Here is an 18,972-nt window from a genome sequence, read left to right as displayed (position 1 = left end):
ATGCGCGCGATAGCGGACCCATTCCGTATCGCAGCGGAACGAGGCCAAGAGCCAAGAGCCGACGTTGCGCCTATGTTTGGCTTGAAATGTCCGTCAACCGAAGCTGGCACCCGACGCTCTTAGTCGTCGACCTTTTCGGACGTGATTACGCCGGTCTTCGGATCGGCGTGAAAGTCCATCTTCTGGCCGGCCTTGATGCCTTCGCCTTCCCATTGACCGTCGTCGGCTTCTAGTTTGGTGACCTCCGTATAACCTGACTGAAGAACCTTTTGCTTTACCTGTTCGGCAGGCATCCAGTCCGGTCCCGGCTGATCGGCCTTGGCGAGGTTCAGCGAACTTGCTGAAAGGGCTGCAGTGAAAACAACTGTCGCCAATTTGTTCATTGCTTTGCCTCCTTTGCGCGTAACGATCAACTCGGCCGCAATGTAAAGGTTGCTAACCACTTTTGGCGAAAGCCGGATCGAGCGAGGCGCCTAACGACAGCATGACAAGGAAAATGCTGGTGGTGCTAAGCAGGTACCGCATTGGTTCCTCCTGGATTGCAGAACGGCTAGCTGGCATGACCCTTACTTTCCAGCCGCATTCTGACGGGACGATACCACGCCGATAGCATGCGGTCTTCACGTTCGGGCAGGCCAAAAATACCGATATTGCCATCTCGGCTGCTACGTCTCTTATGGGCCATTCGCTACCGGGGGCGATCCAGCGGCAAGTCCAGCCTTGTCCGCCGTGACGCCGAAATCGGAAGTCAGCACGTTGGCGGTCACGCTACGGGCCGTTGCGGGGCGTATCTGCATCATTCACTCGCATGAAAGCTCAGCTCGGCAATGCGGCGGTCGGCGCGGCGGAGCCGCCGGCAAAGTTCGCGGTTGATATTCTGCATCACGATCACGTAGGCGTGGATGTCGGCCTTGTAGTACGTGTAGAGGTTTCGGGCCGTGAGCTCGTACAGTACGGTTGCGTTCTCCGCGACGACGGTGGCTGACCGGTTCTGCATCTCGATGAGCGTCATTTCGCCGAAGAAATCGCCGGGCTCGAGATTCGACATCCGAATGGAGCGCCCGGAATCACCGAGCTTGCTCACCACGAGATCGCCCGAGTGAACAATGAACATCGAGCGCCCCGGTTCTCCTTCCGCGACGATCGTGGCGCCGGCGTCGAAGCGGCGCTCGACCAGCATTGAGACCAGGAGATCGAGGCTTGCGTCGGAGAGGCCACCAAAGAAAGGCGTGGCGAGCAGGAATGCTTTCAGATCGGGTGAGCTGACAGCCATCGATCCAATATACTCTCGCTCCCGGCAGCGGCAAGTATGCCGGGAAATTCGCCGAATGCGCGCTGATATCCGCGCACGCGCTCGCGATTGGTGGGCGCGGCCGGCGTTCCCTCGATCACGACGATTTTCCCCTTGCCGCCGAGTTTTTCGAAGAGATAGCGCGCCTCGCGGTAACCGATCTCGAAATCGTCGGCGCCGACATAGGTCACAAACCTGCCGGGCAGCGGATTGGAAACCAGCACGATGGGGATGTTGGCCTCGTTGAGCTTCTTCACGGAATCGATCATGGCGACGTCGTCGACGGGGATGAAGATGACGGCGTCCGGCCTGTCTTTCAGCACCTGATCGACCATCGCTTTCTGTTCGTCGACGTTATCAGGCTGGTTCGGCACCAGGTGGATTACCTTCACACCCGTGGTGCGTGCGATCTGGTCGGAGGCGATACGAAAGGCCTCATAGGCGGGGTTGGTGCGGTTCTTGGTGAATACGGCGCGGTCATGGGGTTGTCGGCCGCCAGGGCGTAACCGCCGAACACCATCATCGATCCCGCAAGCATCGCCGTCATCAGATGTCGCATCGTAGCCTCCCAAGGTGTGCCGTCATTGCCTGCGACAAACGCGAAGCGTTTGCGCAAGGGAGCGAAGCGACGAAGCAATCCATAGCTCAAGAAGTAGCGAGATGGATTGCTTCGCTTCGCTCGCAATGACGGCGGTGAGTGTCGCAGCCCTCATAGCCACAAAATCTTCTTCCGGTAGTCGAGATCGGTGAGCAGCGGCTGCGCTGGTCCCTCATGAAACACCGCGCCGCGCTCCAGCGCGAAGACGCGGTCGGCGAGCGCTAACACCAGATCGAGATTGTGCTCGACGATCACGATGGAGATATGCTGCCGGAGTTTGTCGAATACCTTGAACAGGTCGAGGATCACCGCCGGCGCCAGCCCCTCGAAGGGCTCGTCGAGCAGCAGCAGCTTGACATTGCCCGACATCGCGCGCGCGACCGCCACCATCTGCTGCTCGCCACCGGAGAGATAATCGGCCGCGACGTCCATGCGTTCGCGCAGGCGCGGGAAGTATTCGAGGATCTTCTCCTCGTTCCACACCACGCCGTTGCTGCCGTCGGTCTTGCGCGCGAGACGGCCGAGCGAGAGGTTTTCCCGCACCGTCATGCCGGCGAACAGGCCGCGGCCCTGCGGCACATAGCCGATGCCGGCACGCGCGATATCGGGCGCGGGCAGGCGGGAGATATCGGCGCCGGCATATTCGATGCTGCCCGAGGACAGCGGCACGAGGCCCGCGAGCGTCTTCAACAGGGTCGACTTGCCGGCGCCGTTGCGGCCGAGGAGAGCGACGATCTCGCCCTCGCGCACGTCGAGCGTGGCGTCGTGCAGGATGTGGCTCTTGCCGTAAAAAGTGTTGACGCGCTCGAAGCGCAGGACCGGCGCGGTGCTCGCATCGATGCGTTCGCTGCTGGCGTGCTCGACCTCGGGCACGCCGGTGCCGGTATAGATCTCCTGCACCCTGCGGTCGGCGCGCACGGCTTCGGGTGTGCCGGTCATCAGCACCTCACCCTGGTTCATCACGGTGACGGTGCGGGAGAAGCCGAGCACGCGGTCGATGTCATGCTCGACGATCAGGACCGGAATGTTGGCGGCGATGTTCTTGACGAGGTTCGAGACGCGTTCGCGCTCGGCGGCGGCAAGGCCCGCCAGCGGCTCGTCCAGCAGCAGCACCTGTGGCTTGGAGCCGAGCGCGATGCCGAGATCGACCAGCCGCTGCCCGCCATAGGACAGTTCACCGCCCTCGATGGTCTCGATGCCTTCGAGGCCGAGGAATTTTATCAGCTCCGCGGTCTCGGCGTGAATATCCCTGTAGTGGTCGATATCGCGCCAGAGGTTGAAGCGTCCGGCGTTCTGCGCCTGCAGCGACAGGCGCAGGTTTTCGTAGATCGTCAGTCCCTTGAACAGGTTGGTGATCTGGAACGAGCGCGCCAGCCCCTGATGGCAGATCGCCTCCGACGGCACGCCCTGGATCTCGCGGCCATTCAGCTTGATGGTGCCGCTGTCGGTCGGATAGAGGCCGGAGACCAGATTGAACAGCGTGGTCTTTCCCGCGCCGTTCGGCCCGATCAGGGCGTGGATTTCGCCGGCGCCGACCTGCAGGTTTGCATCGGTAACCGCACGAATGCCGCCGAAGCTCTTCGAGACGCTGCGCACGTCGAGCACAATGCCGTCGAGCCCTTTCGGCAGCAGGAAGGCCGGCAGCGGCAGGCCTTCGTAAATTTTCCGGCGGCTCATCGCGGCGGATTCTTCCGGCGGCGGCCACCAGCGTTTTGAAAGCGTCGCCCAGATGCCGACGAGGCCGCCCGGCGAGTACAGCACGAAGGCGACGAAGACGAGGCCGAACCACAACAGCCAGTTCGGCGTCCAGATCGAAAACAACTCGCGAAACAGGATGAAGAACAGCGCGCCGATCGCCGGCCCCAGCATGCTGCGCATGCCGCCGATCACGACGATCGCGAGCAACTCGCCGGAGAACGGCACCGACACCGCCTCGGCGGAGACGAGATAATTCTGGAAGCCGATCAGCCCGCCGGCGAAGCCGGTCACCACGGCGGAGATCACGAAGACGCCGAGCTTGTAGCGCTCGACCGGATAGCCCTGGAACGTGGCGCGCAATTGGTTCTCGCGGATCGCCATCAGGACATGGCCGAACGGCGAGCGCACCAGCCGCAGCAGGAGATAGAGCACGCCGAGGCAGAGTACGGAGACCACGATGTAATAGTTCAGCGCATTGTCGAGGCTGAACGGGCCGATGCTGCCCCGCTTCAGCCCGCCGAGGCCGTCCTCACCGCCGGTGACCGCAGTCCAGCGGAAGGCGATGGTGTAGGCCAGCGCCGACAGCGCCAGCGTCAGCAGCGAGAAATAGACGCCGCGCCGGCGCAGGATGACGAAGCCGACGAAGGTCGCGATGATTGCGACGACGACGGCCGCCAGCAGCAGCGGCAGGAAGATGTCGCCGCCAAACCAGTTGCGCTGGATCAGCCCGGCCGCATAGGCGCCGATGCCGAACCACGCGCCGTGGCCGAACGAGACGAGGCCAGTATAGCCGATGCAGAGATTGAGGCCCATCGCGGCAATGGCGAGAGCTACCACCATGGTGCCGGTGTTGAGCGACAGGCCGAGCAGATAGAGGCCGAACGGCAGTACGATGACGGCGAGCGTGGCTGATAGCAGCGGACGGTATTTGGCGGCGAAGGTAATCGTCATTCGAACTTCTCGATACGTTCGCCCAGGAGCCCGCGCGGTCGCACCAGCAGCACCAGGAACATCAGCACGTAGATCGATGCTTCACCGGCCGCCGGCGCGAAGTGAATGGTGATGCCCCTGACCACGCCGACCAGCAGCGCTGCGATCACCACACCCCAGAAACTGCCGAGGCCGCCGATGACGACCACGACAAAGGCGACGGTGATGATCTCGGCCCCCATCGCGGGATGCACGATCGTGATCGGCGCAAAGAAAGCGCCGCCGAGGGCTGCCATGCCGACGCCGAGCATGACGATCGCGGTCATGTAGGGTTGCAGGCGGATGCCAAGCGCAGCCACCATATCCGGCCGCTGGATGCCGGCGCGCACGACGCGGCCGAACGACGTCTTGTGCAGCAGCAGCCAGACGCCGACGAGGACCGCGGCGACGACGGCGAGGATCAGGAGGCGATAGCGCGAGAACAGGAAGTCGCCGAGGAAGACCGAGCCGCGAAGGCCCTGCGGGATTGCGGCGGATATCGGCGGCGCGCCCCAGATGATCCGGATTGCCTGTTCGGTGACCATGGCGAGCCCGAACGTGACCAAGAGGCTGAGGATCGGATCGGCGTCGTAGAAGCGGCGCAGGATGAAGCGCTCGAAGAGAATACCGAGCAGCGCGACCGCAATCGGCGACAGCACCACCGCCGAACCGAAGCCGAGATATTTGGTGATCTCGACGGAGGTGTAGGCGCCGAGCGCATAGAACGCACCGTGCGCGAGATTGACGATGCCGCCGACGCTGAAGATCAGCGACAGGCCAAGCGCAATCAGGAGGTAATAGCCCCCGAGCACCAGGCCATTCACCACCTGCTCCAGCAGAAATCCGAACTGCATGTGCGATCCGCGACCTTGAAACGCGCCTTGAAAAAGAGACGGCGCCGGCTGTTGTGTGCCGGCGCCGCAACGCCAGTGGCCCGACGCCCGTATCGGGCTTTTATGCCTTGATGTTGCAGGGATTTTGCGTCTTCGTCGGGTAGATCGATTCAAGCTCGGCGCCCGCGGCCGGCACGGCCTCGCCGAGCACGAGCATGTCCCATTTGTCCTTCATCTCGTTCTTCGGCTTCACCGTGAACGGATAGGCCTCCTGCACGAGCTGATGGTCCCAGGAGCGGAAATAGGCCTTGCGCGCCTTCATGATGTCGAACTGCGTCTGCTTCTCGAAATAGGCGATCAGCGCGTCGCTTTCGGTCGACTTGGTCTCGGTGATCGCCTGCGCGATCATCTTCAGCGTGATGTATTCGATCCAGGCGTGGTTCTCCGGCGGCTTGCCGTATTTTTTGGTGAAGGCTTCGACGAAGGTTTTCGAGGCCGGATTGTCGAGCGTATGATACCAGACCGTCGGCCAGGTGCCGCTCAGATTGCCTTCGCCCATCGCCCAGGCGTCGCCGGTGTTGAGGTTGAAACCGACGAGCGGGTAGGGGAAGCCGAACTCGGCATATTGCTTGACGAGGTTGGTGACCTGGTTGCCGGCGAGGTTGCAGCATACGACGTCGGGCTTGGCCTGCCTGACCTTCAGCAGATACGGGCTGAAGTCGGTGACGTCAGTGGCAATCAGCTCGTCGCCGATCAGCGTGGCGTCGTTGGCGCTGAAGAAGGCTTTCGCGGCCTTCAGCAGGTCGTGGCCGAAAATGTAGTCCGCGGTCAGCGTGACGAACTTCTTGCCCTTCACCATGCCTTTTTGGTTGAGCGCGGTACCGACGGCGTTGACCATTACGGTGTTCGGGATGTCGCAGTGGAAGGAGTAGCGGTTGCAATCCTTGCCGCGCAGCGCGTCCGAGCGAGCGCCGGTCGAGAAGAACACTTTCTTGTTGCGCTCGGCGACCTGCATGATGGTCAGCGACGAAGCGGAAGAGATTTCGCCGAACAGCAGCACCGCGCCGTCCTGCTCGATCATGCGCTGCGCCTTGGTCGATGCGGTGGCGGGATTGACCGAGTCTTCCGACATCAGGTCGATCTGCTTGCCCATGATGCCGCCGGACGCGTTGATCTCTTCGGCGGCCATCTTCACGCCGAGCTGGGCGTAGCTGCCGATCGCGCCGAGAAAGCCGGTCAGCGGCACCAGATGGCCGATCTTGATGCGCGCGGCCTGTGCGCTGACGATCGAAGGGAATCCGAGTGCGGAGGCGCTGGTGAAGGCGGCGCCGGCTTTCAACAGAGTACGTCGGCTGTAGCGGGTCATTGCTGATCTCCTCCCGAGAGTACGCGACGTTCTCCCTTCCGTTCCCGCTTATGCGACAATGTGAGAGACGTTCTTTTATTGTTGTAGGATATTTCCGGACGCGATGGCTCCTGTCAACGCCAAATGCGTCGCAGCCGCGTTCAACTCGTTGGCAGAGGATTTCAGGTGGATCGGATCAGGAGGATTTCGCGAGATCCCGCGCACCGAATTCGGCCGACAGCCGGCTCGCGGCCGTCTGCACCAGCTTGGCGCGGCTCTGCAGCACCTGGTCCGTCATGCGCCAGATCGGGCCGGAGATGCCGAGCGCGCCGATCACTTCGCCGGTGAAGTTATAGACCGGCACCGCGACGCAGCGCACTTCCGCATTGAATTCGCCGTCGTCGAAAGCGATCGCGCTGCGGCGGATTTCGGCGATATCGCGCAGCAGCACGGCGGGGTCCGTGATCGATTTTTTCGTCGACGGTTTCAGTTCGACCCGTTCGAGAAAGCGCTTCAACTGATCGGGGCGCAGCGAGGCCAGCATGATCTTGCCGAGCGCGGTGCAGTGCGCCGGGCGCACCACGCCGACGCGGTCGGTCAACTGGAACGCGCCGAGCCCGCTGGTGCGGGCAATCACGACCACGGCATCCCCCATGCGCACGGCAAAATGGCCGCTTTCGCCGCTTTCGCGCGACAGGTCTTCCAGGATCGGCGTCGCCAGATTCACCATCTCGATTTCGTCGAGCGCGCTGGCCGCCAGCGCAAACAGCGGCCGGCCAACACGATAACGTTTTGAATCTCGCTCCTGCCTGAGATAGCCGAGCGAGACCAGCGTCTTGGCGAGGTGGAAGGTGGTGGAATTATGTAAGGCCACCAGCTTGCTGAGGTCCGCCAAGCCAATGCCTTCGCGGTGACGCGCGACTTCCTCGATGATCGAAAAGGCGCGGCCCAGCGACTGCACGCCGCCGCGCGCGCGCTCCTCGGCCTCGTCGTCGATGTTGGGCTCGGTCGACTGCACCAGTTTTGGGATCGAGGCTTTGCCGATCGAAACCTTGCGCGATGTTGCCTGCTTGTCGCTCGTCTTCGGCTTGGTGCGCGGGTTCACGGAATCAGCTCTCCAGGATGGGCGAGGCGAACTCTATCAGGCCGTCCTCGCCCGGCAACAGCGCCGCGCATCGTGCGAGGCGGCAATACGCACCATACCACAATAGCAATTGACGTATAGTATTATGAGAAATAGGTTCGAACCCGTCGCCGGCCGCGCAAGCAAGACGCGGAGGCGAATTCGTTGAGCTCAGGGAGAGAGTTAAATCGATGTCGCGTAACATGCTCAACGGCGCCCAGGTCATCGTCGATTATCTGATCCAGGAGAAGGTGCCGCAGGTGTTCGGCCTGTGCGGCCACGGCAACATCCAGTTCATCGACGCGCTGTACGAGCGCTCATCCGACATCAAGACCATCTCGGTGCACCACGAGAGCGTCGCCGGCTTCATGGCCGACGTTTACTACCGCGTGTCGGGGCGGCCGACGGCGACCTTCACCTCCTGCGGGCCCGGCTCGGCGAACCTGCCGATCTCGCTTGCCAATGCCTTCCTCGATTCCGTGCCGTTCATGGCGGTGACCGGCAATGTGCCGACCAGCCAGTTCAACCGCGGCGCCTTCCAGGAAATGTACCGGCATTATCAGGCTGATTTTCCCTCCACCGTGCGCACGATGTGCAAGAAGGTGTTCCAGCCGACGCGCGGCGAGATGGTGCCGCTGGCGGTGCGGCAGGCCTGGAAGACGATGACGACCGGCCGGCCCGGACCTGTCGTGCTCGACGTGCCCTTCGACGTGTTCATGGAATCGGCGGCCGAAGAGGCGCCGAACGCGCAATCGTGGAACGCCAACATATCGAGCCGATGCGGCGCCGATCCCGAAGGCGTGGTGAAAGCCGTCGACATGCTGCTCGGCGCCGAGCGGCCGACAATCATCGTAGGCCAGGGCGTGCGCTACGGCGGCGCGGCCGAAGAACTTTTGAGGCTCGCCGAGCGGCTGCAGATCCCGGTCGCGGCTTCGGCCAGCGGCTTGGGCGCGATCGATTGCAACCATCCGCTGGCGCTGGGCCTCGTCGCGCGCGCCGGGCACTATCAGGCCAATCACGCGACGCGTCAGGCGGATGTCTTGCTGGCGATGGGGATGCGGTTCGACGATCGCACGTCGAGCTCGTGGATCCCCGGCTATTCCTTCACCATTCCGCCGACGCGGCTGATCCATGTTGATATCGATCCCGAGGAGATCGGACGTAATTATCCGGTGGCGCTCGGCCTGATGGCCGACGTGCGCACTTTTCTGCGGCAGGTGCATGCCGAGCTCGATCGGCGCGCCGACCTCACCAAGAAGGCCGATGCGCGCAAGAAATGGCTGGCGCAGATCGACACCTATCGCAAGGAATGGGACAAGTTCGTCGCCCCCGGATTTTCCGACGACACCACGCCGATCAATCCGCAGCGCGCGGCGCTCGAAATCGACAAGGCGTTGCCGGAAGATGCGATCCTCGTCAGCGACATCGGCGTGCACCACAACTGGCTGCTCGGCTTCTGCAAGCCAAGGCGGCCGGATTCGCTGATCGGCTCGATGGGGTTCGGCCCGATGGGTTTTGGGGTCGCCGGCGTGATGGGCGCGAAATTCGCGGCGCCCGATCGTCCCTGCGTGTCGGTGTGCGGCGACGGCGCGTTCTTCATGCACGCCAACGTGCTGGGCACGGCGGTCGAATACAATCTGCCCGTGGTCTGGGTGGTCTGGAACAATTACGCCTATGCCTCGATCCGCGGCCTGCAGCGCGGCTATCTCGGCGGGCGTGAGCTTGCGACCGATTTCCACGATCCCAATACCGGCGAGCGCTACAATCCGGATTTTGCCGCCATGGCGCGCTCCTGCGGCGTCGAGGGCGTGCGGGTTGATCGCGCGGGTGATCTCGGCGAGGCGATCCGCAAGGGCATCGCGGCGAACAAGCCCTATCTGATCGATGTCGATATCGCCGCCGACATCAATCCGGTCGGCGCGGGGGTGTGGGAATTGCCCGGGCTGGGCCAGAGCAAAGCCGGCATCGGCACGCGTTATCAGCCGGCCTGATTTATTTCGCGAGGGAATTTCATGTTGCTTGCAGGCAAGAAAGTCGTCGTCGTCGGTGGTTCCTCCGGCATCGGTCTGGCGACCGCCGAGATGGCGAAGCGCGAAGGCGCCGAAATCATCATTGCGTCGCGAAACGTCGAGCGGCTCGACAAGGTGGCCGAGAAGCTGAATGCGATCGCGATTCCCACAGACGTCACCAGCGATGAGAGCGTGGCAAACCTGTTCAGCCGTTGCGGTCCGGTCGATCATGTCGTGGTGACGGCGGCGCAGCTTCGCACCGGCCCGTTCAAGACGGTGGCGATGGAAGATGTCCGCGCCACCGTGGAAGGCAAGTTCTGGGGCGCGTGGCGTGTCGCGCAGCAGGCGCAAATCCGCGTCGGCGGATCGCTGACGCTGGTCTCTGGTTTCCTCAGCGTCCGCCCGCGGCCGAATTCGGCGATCGTCAGCGCCGCCAATGGTGCGCTGGAATCGCTGGCCCGGGCGCTGGCGCTCGAACTGGCGCCGGTGCGCGTCAATGCCGTCTCGCCCGGTATCATCGATACCCCGATCCGCGCCGCGATGCCGGAAGAGGCGCGCCGCGATATGCTGGCGAAAGCTGCGGCTTCGCTGCCGGTCGGCCGCGTCGGCGCGGCTGAGGATATCGGGCGGCAGATCCTCGGTTTCATGGCGAACGGCTTTGCGACGGGTTCGATCGTCTATATCGACGGCGGGGCGCTCGTCATCTGATCGGCAGAGGAGGCCATCATGGCTTCAGAAAACAACGGCGCCTTCATCCGCAACATCGCCGAAGTGCCGTGGCGCGAATTCCCCAATCATTTCGGCGGCGCGCTGCCAAAGCCGCTGGTGATGCCGGAGACCGCGGGCTCCCGCCACATCGACTACCGGATCTCGATGTACCAGCCGATGGCGCATGTCGCGCGCCACAAGCATCGCGTGCAGGAGCAGATCTATCACGTGCTCGAAGGCGAGGGGCTGATGGAGATCGCGGGCAAGAATCACGTGGTGCGCAAGCACGACTTCATCTTTTTGCCGCCGGGCGTCGAACACGCGATCTCGAATTCAGGGCTGGTCGATCTGGTGTTTCTGGTGATTACCTCGCCGGTGACGGACGACGAGAAGCCGATGTGAGTATTTCCGTGCCCCGGACGCGGTGCAGCGTGCAACGCTGCTCCGCCGAGCCGGGATCCATCGCTGCAGCGAATGGACCCCGGCTTAGCAGCGCACCACGCCGCAAGCGGCGCGCTGCGCAGCATCCGGGGAACGCAGTCCGGCGCCTGTCGCTTCGTTTCACATTCTACGCCTTTGCCGACCCCAGCAGCACCACACCTCCAATCAGTATCGCGCACCCTACCACCCGCCATGCCGTCACCCGCTCGCCGAGGATCAGCATGCCGAACATTGCCCCCACCATCATCGACATTTCGCGCGCAGGTGCGACCAGGCTGAGCGGCGCGCCCATCTCGATGGCTGACAGCACAAGGATGTAGGACAGCGGCGAGAGCAAGCCGACCCAGAACGCCAGCCACCAATGGCCCTTCATCTTCTCTTTGGCGCGCGACCAGTTCGATAGAACGATGGGTGCGAGCATGAAAAAGCGCAGCAGGTTGGAAAGCCAGTCGAGCACGACGGGGTGAATGCCGAGCATCTTGACGCAATATCCGTCCACGACGGTGTAGCCCGCGATCAGCGACCCCGTGGCGGTGCCCCAGCGCAGGCCGTCGAGGCCGCGAGGCCGGCGGAACGCGGAGAGATCGCCCTGGGTGGTGATGAAGCCGATCCCGGCGACGACCGCGAGTAGTCCGAGGATGCCCTGGGCCGAAGGCGTTTCACGAAGCAGGATGAATGCGCCGACGGAGGACAGCAGCGGGCCCGTGCCCCGCGCGATCGGATAGACCACCGAGAGATCGGCGACCTGATAGCCGCGCTGAAGACACAGGTTGTAGGCGAGGTGAAGGATGGCACTCAAGACGAGACAGCCCGCGACCGGCAGACTCCAGTTGTGCGCGTTGTACGCCAGTACCCAGCCAACCCACGGCAGATAGAGGACAAGGGCTATGACGTTGGACGCGAACACGAAGGTGGGGCCGGCGTCAGCCGCACGCTTCGAAAGCAAATTCCATGTGGCGTGAATAAAGGCGGCGAGGACAACGAGGGAGAGCGAGAGCAGCGACATGAGACCTCCGTGCCGTCAGGCGCGAAAAAGATCTCGACATCTCCTCCTCTGGGCTTTTGTCCCTCGGGTGCAGCCGCGTGCTAGCGCGGTTTCCGCAACGCTCGGACCGGCGATGGCGGTCTCGCCATCCGGAACCCTAGTTGCCACTCAGTCGATGGAACTCCGATATGTCAGGGAATCAGGTGCGGTCAATCCGGAATTTATGCTGCAAGTGCGCAATGCCGCGAATCAGGCCGCCAGATCCTGCAACAAGAGCGATGAGCCGCGAATCAGCACCTTGCGCCCCTTCGCCGTGATGGCGGGCATGTCGCCGTTCATTACGGCGAGTTCGAGCGCGATCAGGCCGTCAATTATGTAGCGGCTCATGCGCGGCAGCCTTGATGCCGGCGTCCGCAACGCTTTCAATGCTTCCCACTGGGACGGCGTCAGCTCGTAGTCGAATTCTTCGTTCATGGTACCTCGGCATTCTTGCAGCGCTTGCCACAGTTCTTGTGGCGCGTGATAGCGAGCGCACGTGAAATTCGTGCGACCGCAACGAGTCGGTATTTCGACAAGCGACGATGTCGCTGTCACATCATCGTGTCACTGGAATCGATTGAATGTGTCGAATCACACAGATGGCCGAATAAAAACGCCGGCGCAAAATTGCGTGAGTACGGGGCGCGTCAAAAAGACCGCCCAATCGCCGCAACCCTTAAGAGAAAGTTACTAACCAAAGGTAAACGTGCGGATCGTTGGGAAGCGCTTTGTGCTGCGAGCTGCCGTAGGGTGGGCAAAGCGAAGCGTGCCCACCATTCTCGCAGCATAAAAAGATGGTGGGCACGCTGCGCTTTGCCCACCCTACAATTCATCCCCGCCGCACGCTCGCGCCGCCGTCGACCGGCAGCGTCACGCCGGTAATAAAGCTCGCTTCGTCGGACGCGAGGAACAGCGCGGCGTTGGCGACGTCCCAGCCGGTGCCCATCTTGTGGCGCAGCGGAACTTTGGCGTCGCGCTCGGCCTCGACCTCGGCGCGGCTCTTCCCCCATTCGCGCGCGCGGGTGTCGACTGCCATCGGCGTGTTCATCAGGCCGGGCAGGATGACATTGGCGCGGATGCCGTACTGCGCGTTCTGGTAGGCGAGCTGTTCGGTGAACGCGATCATCGCCGACTTGGTCGCCTTGTAGGCCACATAGGGGTAGGTCGTGATCGCGGCCATCGACGAGATGTTGATGATCGCGCCGCTCTTTTGCGCGCGCATGATCGGGATGACGTGCTTGGCGGCGAGCACGCAGCTCTTCAGGTTGATCGCGACGCAGCGGTCGAACGCTTCCTCCGAGATGTCGAGCAGCTCGGCGTCGCCGCCCGACAGGCTGACGCCGACATTGTTGTGCAGCACGTCGATGCGGCCCCAGCGTTCTTGCGCGTCCGCCACCATCGCCTTGAGGTCGGCATTCTTGGTGACGTCGGCCTTGAACGCCGCCGCGGTGCCATCCTTGGCGGCGATCATGTCGACCGTCTCCTGGGCGGAGGCCAGATTGTGATCGACGCACAACACCTTGGCGCCCTCGCGCGCAAAAGTGAGAGCGGTGGCGCGGCCGTTGCCGATGCCTTCGCCGGGGCTCTGGCCGGCGCCGACGACGATGGCGACACGATCTTTCAGGCGCATCTCATTCCACTCCCGGGATCGGGTACTGTTGCAGTACCTCTTTGTAGTAAGGTTCGTTGTCGATCTTCATCGTCGCCAGCACGCGGACCACGGCGCAATAGAAGGCGATGGTGAGCACGAGGTCGACCATCTCCTCGTCGGAGAGTTTTTGCTTGATCTCAGCGAAGGTTGCCTCCGACATCGCAAGTTCTCGCACCATCTCACGGGCGCCACGGAGGATCGCCTTCGCCAGCGGTTCGAGCTTTGAGGGCTTGCCCTCGGTCTCGGCCATCAGTCCTTCGATATCCTCGTCGGTGACGCCGAACTCCCTGCCGATCTTCACGTGATGGGTGAACTCGTATTCGGATTTCTCCATCCAGCCGACCTGGAGGATCGCGAGTTCACGCAGACGCGGATCGAGCTTGCTCTTGAAGCGGATGAAGCCGCCGACGCCGTTGAAGGCGCGGGCCATCTCGGGCGAGTTCACCAACAGCTTGTGCAAATTGGTGTTGCGCTTGAGCATGTCGCGGTATTCGGGGGCGACCTGATCGGCTTCCAGATAGGGCAGGCGGGCCATTTTATTGTTGTCCTTGTTGGCGATAGCGGATCAGGCTCACCTAGCCATAGAGCGCTTTGTGCTCCTGCTCGTAATTGGCGTAGGAGTCCTTGATGCTGGCCATGTTCAACAGCATGGTTGCGACGGGTTTGTCGTCGGTGCCGAATACCGTCGTGCGCATCCATACGCTCTCGGTCCGGCGGCTGCCGCTCAGCGCGACGACCTCGCGCTCGGTGGTGTAGCTGTCGCCGACAAACAACGGCCCGCGCAGCAGGCGGATTTCCTGGTCGGCGAACAGCCCGACCGCGGGCCCGCGGATCGGCAGCCGGTCTTCGCGGGCGCGGTACTGAAACAGCACGCTCAGCATCTCCATGGGAATGATCGCCCGTCCCCAGGGGTTGAGCTCCTGCGAATAGTACGCCGAGGGTTCGGTGATGACCTTCAGCTTCTGCTCAAGCGAAAACGGATAGAGGTCGCCCATGTGCTGGTCGAAATCCATTCTGACCGTCTGGCGGGATGTCTTCATGCCGACCTTGAGGTCGGCCAGAATGACGGGATCGGCAAGCGGTTTCAGTTCGCCAAGCCGCCGGCTTAACGCCGTTTCCGTCACGTCACCGACGGAAGCGGTGCCGCGCAAAATCTCGGTGCCGTCGCGCTTGGTCATGCCGATGGCGCAGATCGTCTCGCCCGGCTTCGGCTTTTCGATATTGGCCTGCACTTCCTCACCCTCGAAGGCGGGGTTACGGTAATGGGCCGACAGGCATCCGGTCTCGAACCAGGCCTGGCCCCAGATCCGCTCGCACAGCGGTGCGAACTGGCTGAAATGGGTCGGGCCCTCGATGGTGCCGCCCTGAAACCCGAGCTTTTGTGCGGTCGCATCGTCGTGGATCGAGGCGTGGGAATCATAGACCTGCGCGTGAAGCATCTGCTTCGGACTGCGCCATGGCCCCACCAGCAGATTGCCGCTTTCCAATAGCTCGGTCGTGAACGCCGCTTCTGTCATCCCTGGTGTCTCCCTTTACTCCCAAGCGTTTCAAAGAAGGCGGATTTCGGCAAGAGCGATCCACAAGACGGCCGAGTTATGTCCTCTGGCCATGAATTCACGCTGGGCACGCATAGCAAAACCGGTGCATTCTGGTCGCAATTAGACCGGTTCAAATAACCGGCGGAACGCGCGACGGGGAGCGGACGAATGGCGTTGATGGAAGTTGGGCTGGACGACAAATATCGTCTGGATGCGAAGCGCATATTCCTCTCCGGTACGCAGGCGCTGGTTCGACTTCCCATGTTGCAGCGCGAACGCGACCGCGCAGCGGGGCTCAACACCGCAGGTTTCATCTCCGGATACCGCGGCTCGCCACTCGGCATGTACGACCACGCGCTGTGGCGCGCGAAATCCTTCCTCAAGCAGCATGACATCGAGTTCGCACCCGGTCTCAACGAGGACCTGGCGGCCACCGCCGTGTGGGGCAGCCAGCAGGTCGGCATGTTCCCCGGCGCCAAGGTCGATGGCGTATTCGGTATCTGGTATGGCAAGGGCCCAGGCGTCGACCGCTCCGTCGATGCGCTCAAGCATGCCAACTCGGCCGGCACTTCGCCGAACGGCGGCGTGATTGCGCTGGCCGGCGACGACCATGGCTGCCAGTCCTCGACGCTGGCCCATCAGAGCGAGCAGGTGTTCGCCGCAGCATTGATGCCGGTGGTCAATCCGGCGACGCTGCAGGATTATCTCGATCTCGGCATTTTGGGCTTTGCGCTGTCGCGCTACTCAAGTTGCTGGGTCGGCTTCAAGGCGATTTCGGAGACGGTTGAAAGCTCGGCCTCGATCGTCAGCGATCCCGATCGCATCAAGATCGTTCTTCCCACTGATTTCGAGATGCCGCCGGGCGGGCTTTCCATCCGCTGGCCGGACGCGCCGATGGAGCAGGAGCGGCGGCTGCATGGTCCCAAGATGCAGGCGGTGGCGGCGTTCACGCGCGTCAACCGCTTCGACCGCATCGTGCTGGATTCGAAGCCGGCGCGGCTCGGCATCATGGCGACCGGCAAGGCCTATCTCGATCTCCGGCAGGCGCTGGCCGACCTCGGCATTACCGATCAAGAGGCGCAGGCGCTGGGGCTTCGCATCTACAAGGTGGCGCTGACCTGGCCGCTGGAGGAATCCGGCGCAAAGGCGTTCGCCGAAGGTCTGCAGGATGTTCTCGTTGTCGAGGAGAAGCGCGGTTTTATTGAGGACCAGCTTCTTCGCATTCTCTACAACGTCGATGCCTCGAAGCGGCCCTCAGTGGTCGGCAAGCGCGACGAGAGCGGCGCGCCACTGCTGCCGAGCGAGGGCGAATTGACGCCGACCATGGTGGCGGCGGCCGTCGTGGCGCGCTTGCGAAAACTGGGGCATCGCAGCCCGGCGCTGGAGCAGCGTCTGGCAAAGCTCGAAGCGTTCGACCGGCCGGCGGAAGGCATTGGTGCCGCAAAACTGCAGCGGACGCCGTATTTCTGCTCGGGCTGCCCCCACAACACCTCGACCAAGATCCCCGAGGGTAGCCGCGCGATGGCCGGCATCGGCTGTCACGGCATGGCGCTGTCGGTGCCGAACCGCCGTACGCAGACGATCTCGCATATGGGCGCGGAAGGCGTCACCTGGATCGGGCAGGCGCCGTTCACCAGCGAACAACACGTGTTCCAGAATTTGGGCGATGGCACCTACACCCATTCCGGTTTGCTCGCCGTCCGCGCGGCGGCGGCTTCCGGCGTCAACATCACCTACAAGATCCTCTATAATGACGCGGTGGCGATGACCGGCGGCCAGCCGGCCGAGGGCGGGCTGACGGTGTCGCAGATCGCGCACCAGGTGTCGGCGGAGGGGGCAAAACGCCTCGTCATCGTCTCCGACGATCCGGAGAAATACCCCAGCAATTACTTTCCATCAGGCGCGACTGTTCATCACCGCCGCGAACTCGATGCGGTGCAGAAGGAGCTGCGCGAGGTCAAGGGCCTCACGGTCCTGATCTACGACCAGACCTGTGCGGCGGAGAAGCGCCGCCGCCGCAAACGCGGGACGTATCCCGATCCGGCGAAACGCGTCTTTATCAATGAGCGCGTCTGCGAAGGTTGCGGCGATTGCTCGGCTGTTTCGAACTGCGTCTCGGTGCAGCCGCTGGAAACCGAGTTCGGCCGCAAGCGGCGGATCGACCAGTCGAACTGTAACAAGGACTTTTCCTGCATCGAGGGCTTTTGCCCGAGTTTTGTGACCGTGCATGGCGGCAAACTGAGGAAGGCCGATCGTACCGCGGCCGATTCGTCCGCGCTGTTTGCCGATCTGCCTGTGCCGGCCACGCCCGCACTCGATGGCGCCTATAACATCCTTGTCACGGGCATCGGCGGCACCGGCGTCATCACCATCGGCGCGCTGCTCGGCATGGCCGCCCATGTCGAGGGCCTGGCGTGCTCGACACTGGATTTCACAGGGCTGTCGCAGAAGAACGGCGCGGTCATGAGCCACGTCCGCATCGCGCCGGAGGCGGACGATCTCTCAACCGTCCGTATCGCGCCGGGCGGGGCCAACCTCATCCTCGGCTGCGACATCGTCGTCGCCACCAGCGTCCCCTCGCTGAGCCGTGCCGAGCGCGGTGTCACGCGGGCGATCGTCAATGCCGACTTGCTGCCGACCGCGAGCTTCGTCATCAATCCCGACATCGATTTCGAGGCGGGGACGATGCGGGAGTCGCTCAACGAGGCCGTCAGCGCCTCCGATCTCGACATTCTGGACGCGACCGGCCTTGCCACCGCGCTGATGGGCGACAGCATCGCCACCAACGCCTTCATGCTCGGCTTTGCGTTCCAGCGCGCGGCTATCCCGCTGTCGCTGGAGGCGATCATGAAGGCGATCGACCTCAACGGTGCGGCGATCGACATGAACAAGCTGGCGTTCTCCTGGGGCCGGCTTGCGGCGCATGATCTGCAACGCGTCGTCAGCGCAGCGCGCTTCAAGAGTTCTGGCGCGGCGCCGGCCAAGCGGACGCTCGACGAGAGCATCGCTTTCCGCGCCAAATTCCTGACCGAGTATCAGAACGAGGCCTATTCGAAGCGCTACTTCGCCGAGGTCGAGCGCGTCCGTGTCGCGGAAGCCAAGGCCGCGCCGGGGTCACACGAGCTGACGGAAGCCTTTGCAAAGGGCCTGTTCAAGCTGATGGCCTACAAGGACGAGTACGAAGTCGCCCGGCTTTACTCGGACGGCGAGTTTGGGAAGGCGCTGAAGGAGCAGTTCGACGGCGACGCGAGCGTCAAGGTCAGCCTCGCGCCACCGTTACTTGCTTCGCGCGACAAGGCGACCGGGCAACTGCGCAAGCGCGAGTTCGGCTCCTGGATCTTCCGCGCCTTCGAACTCCTGACGCGGTTGAAGTTCCTGCGCGGCACGGCGTTCGATCCGTTCGGCTACACGGCTGAGCGCCGGATGGAGCGGGCCTTGCCCGGCGAATATTCCGCGATGATCTTCCGGCATATCGACAAGGCGAAGCCGCATGACTGGCCGCGTCTGGTGGCGCTTGCAAAATCCGCGGAACTCGTTCGCGGCTACGGCCACATCAAGGAAGCCAATGTCGCAAAATTCCGCGGGGAGTGCGCGCGACTGGAGGCTGCGATTGGCCAGCCGGTGGCGCAGGCAGCCGAGTAGGGGGCCGTTAATCCGGCACGTGAACTTTTCCACGGCCGGGATCACTCAACCGTAATCTTGAGGGCGGGAACGGCTGGAATTGTCCGGCCGACTCACTACATA

The 18,972-nt window shown here is 63.0% G+C and carries 16 protein-coding genes; 4 read left to right on the top strand and 12 right to left on the bottom strand.

What is annotated here, in order from left to right; genetic code table 11:
• Nucleotides 1–119: 119 nt before the first annotated feature.
• The 7 genes from KIP88_RS03575 to KIP88_RS03545 all read right to left on the bottom strand — a co-directional run bounded on the left by KIP88_RS03575 (nt 120) and on the right by KIP88_RS03545 (nt 7,839).
• Nucleotides 120–383: a PepSY domain-containing protein gene (locus KIP88_RS03575; RefSeq protein ID WP_214486457.1), complete on the bottom strand. Its 264-nt coding sequence runs from the start codon at nt 381–383 to the stop codon at nt 120–122.
• A gap of 413 nt (nt 384–796) precedes the next feature.
• Entirely contained in the window at nt 797–1,273 is a 477-nt protein-coding gene (locus KIP88_RS03570) for a cyclic nucleotide-binding domain-containing protein (protein ID WP_214486456.1), read from the bottom strand.
• The gene (locus KIP88_RS03565; protein ID WP_214486455.1) at nt 1,249–1,863 is read right to left on the bottom strand and encodes a sugar ABC transporter substrate-binding protein; all 615 of its coding nucleotides are present in this window, start codon (nt 1,861–1,863) and stop codon (nt 1,249–1,251) included. The genes KIP88_RS03570 and KIP88_RS03565 overlap by 25 nt, the downstream gene beginning before the upstream one ends.
• Nucleotides 1,864–2,000: 137 nt before the next feature.
• Complete coding sequence (locus KIP88_RS03560; RefSeq protein ID WP_214486454.1) at nt 2,001–4,538, bottom strand: branched-chain amino acid ABC transporter ATP-binding protein/permease; 2,538 nt, start codon at nt 4,536–4,538, stop codon at nt 2,001–2,003.
• Entirely contained in the window at nt 4,535–5,410 is an 876-nt protein-coding gene (locus tag KIP88_RS03555) for a branched-chain amino acid ABC transporter permease (protein ID WP_214486453.1), read from the bottom strand. The genes KIP88_RS03560 and KIP88_RS03555 overlap by 4 nt, the downstream gene beginning before the upstream one ends.
• Before the next feature lie 100 nt (nt 5,411–5,510).
• Nucleotides 5,511–6,755: an ABC transporter substrate-binding protein gene (locus KIP88_RS03550; RefSeq protein ID WP_214486452.1), complete on the bottom strand. Its 1,245-nt coding sequence runs from the start codon at nt 6,753–6,755 to the stop codon at nt 5,511–5,513.
• A gap of 175 nt (nt 6,756–6,930) precedes the next feature.
• A complete protein-coding gene (locus tag KIP88_RS03545) occupies nt 6,931–7,839 on the bottom strand; it encodes an IclR family transcriptional regulator (protein ID WP_214486451.1) in 909 nt (302 codons plus the stop codon).
• Nucleotides 7,840–8,048: 209 nt separating this feature from the next.
• On the opposite strand from KIP88_RS03545, the gene KIP88_RS03540 reads away from it, so the two are divergent.
• The 3 genes from KIP88_RS03540 to KIP88_RS03530 are packed head-to-tail and all read left to right on the top strand — an operon-like array spanning nt 8,049 to nt 10,976.
• Nucleotides 8,049–9,848, top strand: coding sequence for a thiamine pyrophosphate-binding protein (locus KIP88_RS03540; RefSeq protein ID WP_214486450.1), 1,800 nt, complete (start codon nt 8,049–8,051; stop codon nt 9,846–9,848).
• Nucleotides 9,849–9,869: 21 nt separating this feature from the next.
• Nucleotides 9,870–10,574 carry an SDR family oxidoreductase gene (locus KIP88_RS03535; protein ID WP_214486449.1) on the top strand — a complete coding sequence of 235 codons (705 nt, stop codon included), beginning with the start codon at nt 9,870–9,872 and terminating at the stop codon, nt 10,572–10,574.
• Nucleotides 10,575–10,592: 18 nt separating this feature from the next.
• On the top strand, nt 10,593–10,976 hold the full coding sequence (locus tag KIP88_RS03530) for a cupin domain-containing protein (RefSeq protein ID WP_214486448.1): 384 nt from the start codon (nt 10,593–10,595) through the stop codon (nt 10,974–10,976).
• Nucleotides 10,977–11,142: 166 nt separating this feature from the next.
• On the opposite strand, the gene KIP88_RS03525 is transcribed toward KIP88_RS03530, so the two are convergent.
• The 5 genes from KIP88_RS03525 to KIP88_RS03505 form a co-directional block, all read right to left on the bottom strand.
• The gene (locus KIP88_RS03525) at nt 11,143–12,021 is read right to left on the bottom strand and encodes a DMT family transporter (protein ID WP_214486447.1); all 879 of its coding nucleotides are present in this window, start codon (nt 12,019–12,021) and stop codon (nt 11,143–11,145) included.
• 228 nt (nt 12,022–12,249) lie between these two features.
• Nucleotides 12,250–12,474, bottom strand: coding sequence for a hypothetical protein (locus KIP88_RS03520; RefSeq protein WP_214486446.1), 225 nt, complete (start codon nt 12,472–12,474; stop codon nt 12,250–12,252).
• Between the two features lie 394 nt (nt 12,475–12,868).
• On the bottom strand, nt 12,869–13,669 hold the full coding sequence (locus KIP88_RS03515; RefSeq protein ID WP_214486445.1) for an SDR family NAD(P)-dependent oxidoreductase: 801 nt from the start codon (nt 13,667–13,669) through the stop codon (nt 12,869–12,871).
• 1 nt (nt 13,670) lies between these two features.
• Nucleotides 13,671–14,225 (bottom strand): carboxymuconolactone decarboxylase family protein, encoded by a 555-nt coding sequence (locus tag KIP88_RS03510; RefSeq protein ID WP_214486444.1) that lies wholly within the window; start codon nt 14,223–14,225, stop codon nt 13,671–13,673.
• A gap of 40 nt (nt 14,226–14,265) precedes the next feature.
• Nucleotides 14,266–15,207: a hypothetical protein gene (locus tag KIP88_RS03505; RefSeq protein WP_214486443.1), complete on the bottom strand. Its 942-nt coding sequence runs from the start codon at nt 15,205–15,207 to the stop codon at nt 14,266–14,268.
• A 189-nt stretch (nt 15,208–15,396) separates the two neighbouring features.
• Between KIP88_RS03505 and KIP88_RS03500 the strand changes: the two genes are divergently transcribed.
• Complete coding sequence (locus KIP88_RS03500; RefSeq protein WP_214486442.1) at nt 15,397–18,870, top strand: indolepyruvate ferredoxin oxidoreductase family protein; 3,474 nt, start codon at nt 15,397–15,399, stop codon at nt 18,868–18,870.
• The last annotated feature ends 102 nt before the right edge of the window (nt 18,871–18,972 follow it).

Origin of the sequence: Bradyrhizobium sp. SRL28 (assembly GCF_018596315.1) — a bacterium.
Classification (GTDB): domain Bacteria; phylum Pseudomonadota; class Alphaproteobacteria; order Rhizobiales; family Xanthobacteraceae; genus Bradyrhizobium.
The sequence above is the reverse complement of the archived record's forward strand: the minus strand, read 5'-3'. Positions and strand labels throughout refer to the sequence as shown.

What these genes read in the sequence shown, in the direction of transcription:
- KIP88_RS03560 (WP_214486454.1), bottom strand. Translation starts at nt 4,538, where the DNA reads ATGACGATTACCTTCGCCGCCAAATACCGTCCGCTGCTATCAGCCACG.
- KIP88_RS03520 (WP_214486446.1), bottom strand. Translation starts at nt 12,474, where the DNA reads ATGAACGAAGAATTCGACTACGAGCTGACGCCGTCCCAGTGGGAAGCA.
- KIP88_RS03535 (WP_214486449.1), top strand. Translation starts at nt 9,870, where the DNA reads ATGTTGCTTGCAGGCAAGAAAGTCGTCGTCGTCGGTGGTTCCTCCGGC.
- KIP88_RS03500 (WP_214486442.1), top strand. Translation starts at nt 15,397, where the DNA reads ATGGCGTTGATGGAAGTTGGGCTGGACGACAAATATCGTCTGGATGCG.
- KIP88_RS03540 (WP_214486450.1), top strand. Translation starts at nt 8,049, where the DNA reads ATGTCGCGTAACATGCTCAACGGCGCCCAGGTCATCGTCGATTATCTG.
- KIP88_RS03505 (WP_214486443.1), bottom strand. Translation starts at nt 15,207, where the DNA reads ATGACAGAAGCGGCGTTCACGACCGAGCTATTGGAAAGCGGCAATCTG.
- KIP88_RS03530 (WP_214486448.1), top strand. Translation starts at nt 10,593, where the DNA reads ATGGCTTCAGAAAACAACGGCGCCTTCATCCGCAACATCGCCGAAGTG.
- KIP88_RS03525 (WP_214486447.1), bottom strand. Translation starts at nt 12,021, where the DNA reads ATGTCGCTGCTCTCGCTCTCCCTCGTTGTCCTCGCCGCCTTTATTCAC.
- KIP88_RS03550 (WP_214486452.1), bottom strand. Translation starts at nt 6,755, where the DNA reads ATGACCCGCTACAGCCGACGTACTCTGTTGAAAGCCGGCGCCGCCTTC.
- KIP88_RS03575 (WP_214486457.1), bottom strand. Translation starts at nt 383, where the DNA reads ATGAACAAATTGGCGACAGTTGTTTTCACTGCAGCCCTTTCAGCAAGT.
- KIP88_RS03515 (WP_214486445.1), bottom strand. Translation starts at nt 13,669, where the DNA reads ATGCGCCTGAAAGATCGTGTCGCCATCGTCGTCGGCGCCGGCCAGAGC.
- KIP88_RS03510 (WP_214486444.1), bottom strand. Translation starts at nt 14,225, where the DNA reads ATGGCCCGCCTGCCCTATCTGGAAGCCGATCAGGTCGCCCCCGAATAC.
- KIP88_RS03570 (WP_214486456.1), bottom strand. Translation starts at nt 1,273, where the DNA reads ATGGCTGTCAGCTCACCCGATCTGAAAGCATTCCTGCTCGCCACGCCT.
- KIP88_RS03555 (WP_214486453.1), bottom strand. Translation starts at nt 5,410, where the DNA reads ATGCAGTTCGGATTTCTGCTGGAGCAGGTGGTGAATGGCCTGGTGCTC.